Raw genomic sequence first — 3,402 nt, 5'->3', positions numbered from 1 at the left:
TGCGTCAGCCCCCGCTGGCGCGCGTCAATCCGCTCCCGCCCTCGGGGCAGGAGCGCCACCGGTCCATGGGATTAGGAGGTAAGATCAGTCGCTGATGCTGGATAGAATGATGTCTGTGTAGACAGAGGCTGCCTGTGGTGTCTGGTCGGCGAAGTCGTTTTCGAAGGTGATGCTCGGAATGATCTTTCCAGATCCCTCGCGGGCTTCGAGCAATCTTCGCGCATGAAGCCGGTCCGCGCTGTGGATTGCCGACGCCAAAATGAGCAGGCTCTGTGCCTGTGTTTGCTCAGGAGTCTTCCTTCGTTTGCTGCGGACCTGTCCTATGTGGAGCTTCACGACCGCGTCGTTTCCGACCATGTCAATTTGCCGTTCCACCACCATGCTGGTTCGCAGACTTCCGTGGAACGCGTCTGCCTCCATTATGATGCGGTGTCTGGGATTTAGTTGTTTCGACTCGGACTTGCTTGACCCGAACGGAATGCCATTCTCCTCGCTGCCGCTGAAGAGTGTAAAGCTGTTCCAGAACCGCTCGATCTGTCGCAACATCCGGGCCACCGGATTCGAGCCGTATGGTCCGAAGTCGCCCTCGTTGATTCTTCCATCGCGTCGATATTTAGAAATGAACCGAGCATCGATCGGCTCAGGTATCGCCATTATTGTGGTATCCATCGTCGTCAGTTGCGGTGTGTTGTGGGTCGTCACTTCCGTCGGATTGTAGTCTGGGTGGGCATTGAGGATCGGCGCGCCGAGATCGATGCCGTTCGACGCTGAGTAGATGAGCTGGCACGGCGCGCCGATCAGTTCCAACTGGTGTGAGTCGATTTGTGCGCCCTTGAGCAGCGGTGACCGCCGCTTGCCGAAAATCAGGTACTCCGCAGCCTTATCGATCTCCCGGGTCATCCCGTCGTCATGGTAATTGGGGTTGAAGCTACGGACGCAGGCGAGGCAAGCGTCGAGAAAGAGCTGAAAGTTTGTGCCGCGCGCGTAGCGCGGTCCACGGTCTGTTTTGATCTCAAGGTCGATATCGCCGACTTGCGCAGCGCGGCGCATGACGCTGCCGTAGAGGTAGACCTGTGTGATCGTGAATAGTCGGTCGGGGTCCTGATTCAGCTCATCGATGTGCTTGAGCAGCGCCATCAGAGCCGCGTCTGCCTTGGCGAGGTCGGTCTTCTTCATGCTCTTCGATTGCATTACCGCTCGGCCAACGGGCGTAATATCGAGGCCGGTTTCATCGATAAGCCCCAAGAGTTCTGCTACGCGCAGGGCATGCGCCCCATGGGCGCTAGTTTCGAACTTCGACCGCAAGCCGACGAAGGATCCCCGATCATTTGTGCGCGTGAGTGACCTCAGGCCCTCCTTCAGGGCTGTCACCGGCGTGCCGGCGATCTTATGGTTCGGCGGGAACGAGAGTGACAAGTTACTGTCCTTTCATGCTGGCCGGCGGCGCGGCTTTCGTTTCGTTCGCCATTTTTGATGGCGCGGCGAGTTGCCCTGGCTGAGGTGATCAGCCCTCGCTCCGCCTGATCGACCGCGTCGGCGTAATGTTCTGCATCGCTCAACAGCTCGCTGAGTTCAGGATCGTTGATCGAAACGGCGTAGCTGTGTGCATACTCCCTGATGACCTCCGGTGTTGGCAGGCCTCGCTCGGCGTGATCATCGAAGAACCGTTTTGGCAGCTTGATCAGTCGGTCGGGCATTTTGAGATCCTCGTGTTGCGAGGCCTCGTGCTCAGCCGGTCAGGACTGCTCGAGCTCCTCTACGATTTGTTCGGCATGCACCGGCGGTGCGAACCAGCATCGGAATTGAGGTTTCCATGCCGCGCGGCCCCGAACGGTGTCGGCGACGAGTTCACTCTGACGTGAGCCGCGCGGTGTCCAGAATGAGATGTCGCCATTGTCATAGCGCTTGATCCATACCTTGCCTTGGCTTGTCTCGATGATGTCTTGGTCTGCCATGGCTCGCGTTTTCAGGGGCTTCGTCCGGGCGGTCAAGATGGTCTCGCTTCGCGCGCTTTCTTCAAATGTCGCGCCCGGATGGCCTCTTCCTGGCGCGCGATTTTAGCTTCGAGCCCGCCAATGTCGTTTCCATGCTCTTCAATCCCGACTGCGAGGCGGTGCTGAAACTCGGCCTCATGGGCTTTCGTCCAGCTGGTCGAGTGTCTTCCGAAGGTGTGTGGAAGGGAGTGCGAGCGCGTCTGCGCTTCTGCTTCGCGTTGTACCCGTGCGCGCAGGCCGGCCAGTCGGTACTTGTTTTGCTCAAGCGCCGCTCGCATCCGGTGAAGCTCTTCGTCCTTCACGTACGTTCTCCCGGCGCGTCTCTTGCAATGAGATCGATAAGACCCGGATCGAGATGGTATGACAGCATCTGTGCAAGCTTGCATGCACGCTCGATTGTGCCGGCAGAGACGCCGAATTCCGCGTTGAGGCTCTCGAGGGTGTCACTCGTTCGGCCCTCGATCAGCTGATGCAGATAGCCTGCGTCCCGGGTGATCGAGAAGGGCCATGTATGTGCCACTCCCACTACAGCCTCGCTCGGTATCAGGAGCGTATCGCCCGTTTTGATGCTCTCATCTGTCTGCACCGCATCATAGGCGTTGCCCGTCGTCTCGAAGGCATGGATCCGCCACGTCATGAATGCGAAGCGCTCGCTGTCTGTCAGCATGACAGCCTCAGCCCTTCGAAAGCGCGCTCTGCGAGTTGCGGATAGGCAGCGATGAGATTGCCGTGCAGCTGTTCGTTCTCGCGCGGGAAAAATTGGCCCGTCGGTCCTGGGCGCGTTATTCGCATGGCGCTCATGATCGCGCCCGCAACGAAGGATGCCATGTCGCATGCGTCATTGAGCGTGGCGAAGTCGGGGCGCTGGAATCCTGCCCGCAGCCAGAATTCGACACCCGCCTCCACCGTGACGAGGTACTGGGCATGCGGGCTCGTATCGCAGCAGGTCTCGTCGATGACGGCCTCCACGGTCCGGTAGGTTCCGAAGTCGTGGGCGTTCGCTTTGATCCGCAGCGTAATCCCCGCCGGCGGGAGCCCTGCGACAGCAAACAAGGCTGCTTTGTAGATCGCCGCTTCGGCGTGGTTCACCACAGCGAAATTCTCCGTGTGCCCGACCTGCGCGCAGTCTTCACCCCAGGGTGCGCCGCCGCAGTCCATCGTCCATTTTCTTCCAGTCATCGAAGCCTCCTTCTTGGTTCGCTTCGATCCTCCCTCTCCTCTTTCTTGCCTGGGATCGGTTGGTTCTCGGGAGCATGATGCAAAAAAGAAGGCCTGCCACCCCGGGTCGGAGATGGCAGGCCTTAGAGGGACGCGAGAGCGTGGGGGGGCGCTCTCACTGGGGTCGCGCTGCTTGTGGGTCAGGCTCCCGCGGTTTCGGGCACCTTGGCCTTGCCCTTGGGGGCGGGCG

Annotated in this window: 6 protein-coding genes; all 6 read right to left on the bottom strand. The window is 59.8% G+C overall.

Annotated elements, in window-relative coordinates:
- Positions 1-84: 84 nt before the first annotated feature.
- Genes AX692_RS05315 through AX692_RS05300 form a run of 6 tightly spaced genes read right to left on the bottom strand, consistent with a single transcriptional unit; the run spans position 85 to position 3,173 of the window.
- Entirely contained in the window at positions 85-1,416 is a 1,332-nt protein-coding gene (locus AX692_RS05315; protein WP_155646266.1) for a hypothetical protein, read from the bottom strand.
- Complete coding sequence (locus AX692_RS19525) at positions 1,368-1,697, bottom strand: hypothetical protein (protein WP_155646265.1); 330 nt, start codon at positions 1,695-1,697, stop codon at positions 1,368-1,370. The genes AX692_RS05315 and AX692_RS19525 overlap by 49 nt, the downstream gene beginning before the upstream one ends.
- A 39-nt stretch (positions 1,698-1,736) precedes the next feature.
- Positions 1,737-1,955 (bottom strand): hypothetical protein, encoded by a 219-nt coding sequence (locus AX692_RS19520; RefSeq protein ID WP_155646264.1) that lies wholly within the window; start codon positions 1,953-1,955, stop codon positions 1,737-1,739.
- Positions 1,956-1,987: 32 nt separating this feature from the next.
- Positions 1,988-2,296 carry a hypothetical protein gene (locus tag AX692_RS19515; protein ID WP_155646263.1) on the bottom strand — a complete coding sequence of 103 codons (309 nt, stop codon included), beginning with the start codon at positions 2,294-2,296 and terminating at the stop codon, positions 1,988-1,990.
- Positions 2,293-2,661 carry a hypothetical protein gene (locus tag AX692_RS05305; RefSeq protein WP_073977583.1) on the bottom strand — a complete coding sequence of 123 codons (369 nt, stop codon included), beginning with the start codon at positions 2,659-2,661 and terminating at the stop codon, positions 2,293-2,295. The genes AX692_RS19515 and AX692_RS05305 overlap by 4 nt, the downstream gene beginning before the upstream one ends.
- On the bottom strand, positions 2,655-3,173 hold the full coding sequence (locus tag AX692_RS05300) for a hypothetical protein (protein WP_155646262.1): 519 nt from the start codon (positions 3,171-3,173) through the stop codon (positions 2,655-2,657). The genes AX692_RS05305 and AX692_RS05300 overlap by 7 nt, the downstream gene beginning before the upstream one ends.
- Positions 3,174-3,402: the final 229 nt, after the last annotated feature.

The sequence above is a fragment of the Erythrobacter donghaensis genome (genome assembly GCF_001557325.1).
In the GTDB taxonomy this organism is placed as follows: domain Bacteria; phylum Pseudomonadota; class Alphaproteobacteria; order Sphingomonadales; family Sphingomonadaceae; genus Erythrobacter; species Erythrobacter donghaensis_B.
This window is presented reverse-complemented; position numbering and strand designations above follow the sequence as displayed.